Annotated in this window: 1 protein-coding gene and 1 pseudogene; both read right to left on the minus strand. The window is 51.9% G+C overall.

Annotation, left to right across the window (positions count from 1 at the left end):
• A partial coding sequence (locus H5U02_15415) for a hypothetical protein (GenBank protein MBC7343808.1) occupies nucleotides 1-651 on the minus strand: 651 nt, incomplete at its 3' end.
• Nucleotides 652-1,352: 701 nt separating this feature from the next.
• Nucleotides 1,353-1,460: pseudogene (locus H5U02_15420) on the minus strand (TonB C-terminal domain-containing protein).
• Nucleotides 1,461-1,783 lie beyond the last annotated feature (323 nt).

The raw sequence follows: 1,783 nt of genomic DNA on the forward strand, positions 1-1,783 counted from the left end.
CATTTGCTTCAGCGCTATTTCAAAGTTTTTAGGCATAATGTTCATGTTGGGAAATTTGCGGTTCAGTTCTTCTGATTTTCGAGCCATGACTACTATTTGGTTGGATAGGAGCTCAGCCTGACGGTTGGCGTCGTCCATCAAAGCTGAAAGCGCGACCGCTTGCTGTCGTACTTGGGCACTGGTATTGGCAACGTGAGCAAGCCCTTCTCCAATTACCCCCATCATCCGGCTTGACCTGGCAAGTTCACTGTTAAGCGTCTCTGTCATTGTAACTAGTCGCCCAGTTCCGGTTGCCATGTTTTCAACTAGGCTCTTGGTTGCACCCATTAAAGATCCAACCTGGCTAGCGTTCTGATACATCTGATTAAAGCGGGAACCCATTATCTTAAGTGTAGAGTTCATGTTTTTAGCAGAGCTCAGCATCGCATCCAGATCTTTTCCCACATCTTCCATACCTAACCTAAGGGCAGCTGTATTCTCATCAATACGAGCTGATAGCTGATTTTGATAAATAGTGCCCGCCAGCATTGGCGCTAGGCCATCCATCTTTTTATCCAGGGATTCTGCCGCCATGGCCAGCTTGCTCAGTACACCCGACATAGCGTATAGAAGCGGAATAGCAGCAATAATTAGTACTACCACCACGGCCAATGCTATCCGTCCCCACCGCCAACGGGGCCTAGGCGGAATTACTTCTGGTTGTTCGACTTTAACTGCAAATTCGGCTTCCTGGGCCGGCACCCACCGGTTTTCTCGCCACCTTTTCATCTGCAACGACAACCGCATCCACCTCCTTCCTCTCCCCAATGCCCAGTTCGCAATCAATTAAGAGCTTGTTGCCGGCACTTTACCCATTGCTCACCGGTTATTCGTTTAAGCTAGCCTACGATCAGACCCCCTCCCCCGCTTATCTGGTGTTGCCTTATGTCAAGCTAGCTGTTGTCAGTGCCATCGATTAGATCGCCGACGCCCTGGCCAAGGTCCGACACCAGCTCTCCTATTCCCGAGACTAAGCCTCCAACCAGTCGGAAGGGAAAACCAATTACCTTACCTACCGCGCCGGTCTTAGGCACCCCCGTTTTCTCGCCCCCTTCAACTAATTTACCGACCGAAGTAACGGCGCTCCCTACCCCCGACACCAGTCCTCCAACCGCCTTCAGTGGAGAAGAGACTACTTTTCCTGGAGTAATATTGCTTTTCCCTCTATCATCTGGATGTTGGTTGTCTCCTTGATTCGGCGGCGACATGGGAGTACTTGGCTTATCCGCCACCGGAGCCCGATCCTGGGCCGGCGGTAGAGGGGTTGGTTCTGCAACCGTAGGAGGTGGAGATTCTGGAGCTTCAGGCTGGCTTGGCTTAGGATTAGTTGGTGTAGGTTTGGGTTTAGGCTTGGGTTGTGGCTTGGCCTCTGGTTTGGGCTTAGTTGGTTGCGAAGGCCGAGATGGCTTAATCTCCGGCTTGGCTACCACCTGGGTGGCCTTAAACTTAGGCGGAATTGCCTTTGGCTGCTCACCGGGATGAAACTTCATGCCCGCAAAAAGGGCCTGCGGGCTTAGCCCTAAGTTATATTGGAGAACCTTGGCAACCAAAGATTCCTTATTGGCTTGAGGAGGAACTAGTATCTGCGCCTTTGAGTTTGCTTGTCCCTGAGAAGTTAGCTCCCCCTCTAGGGTAGTATATACACCTTCGGCCAAATCATCCAAGGATCGCGGCATAAAGAAACCCACATCCGACTGTACGTGGATAACGTCGCCGGCAGGCGGAGACGTGCCGCGCGTGGCAG

The organism is Clostridia bacterium, from assembly GCA_014360065.1.
Classification (GTDB): Bacteria; Bacillota; DSM-521; order Neomoorellales; family JACIYF01; genus JACIYF01.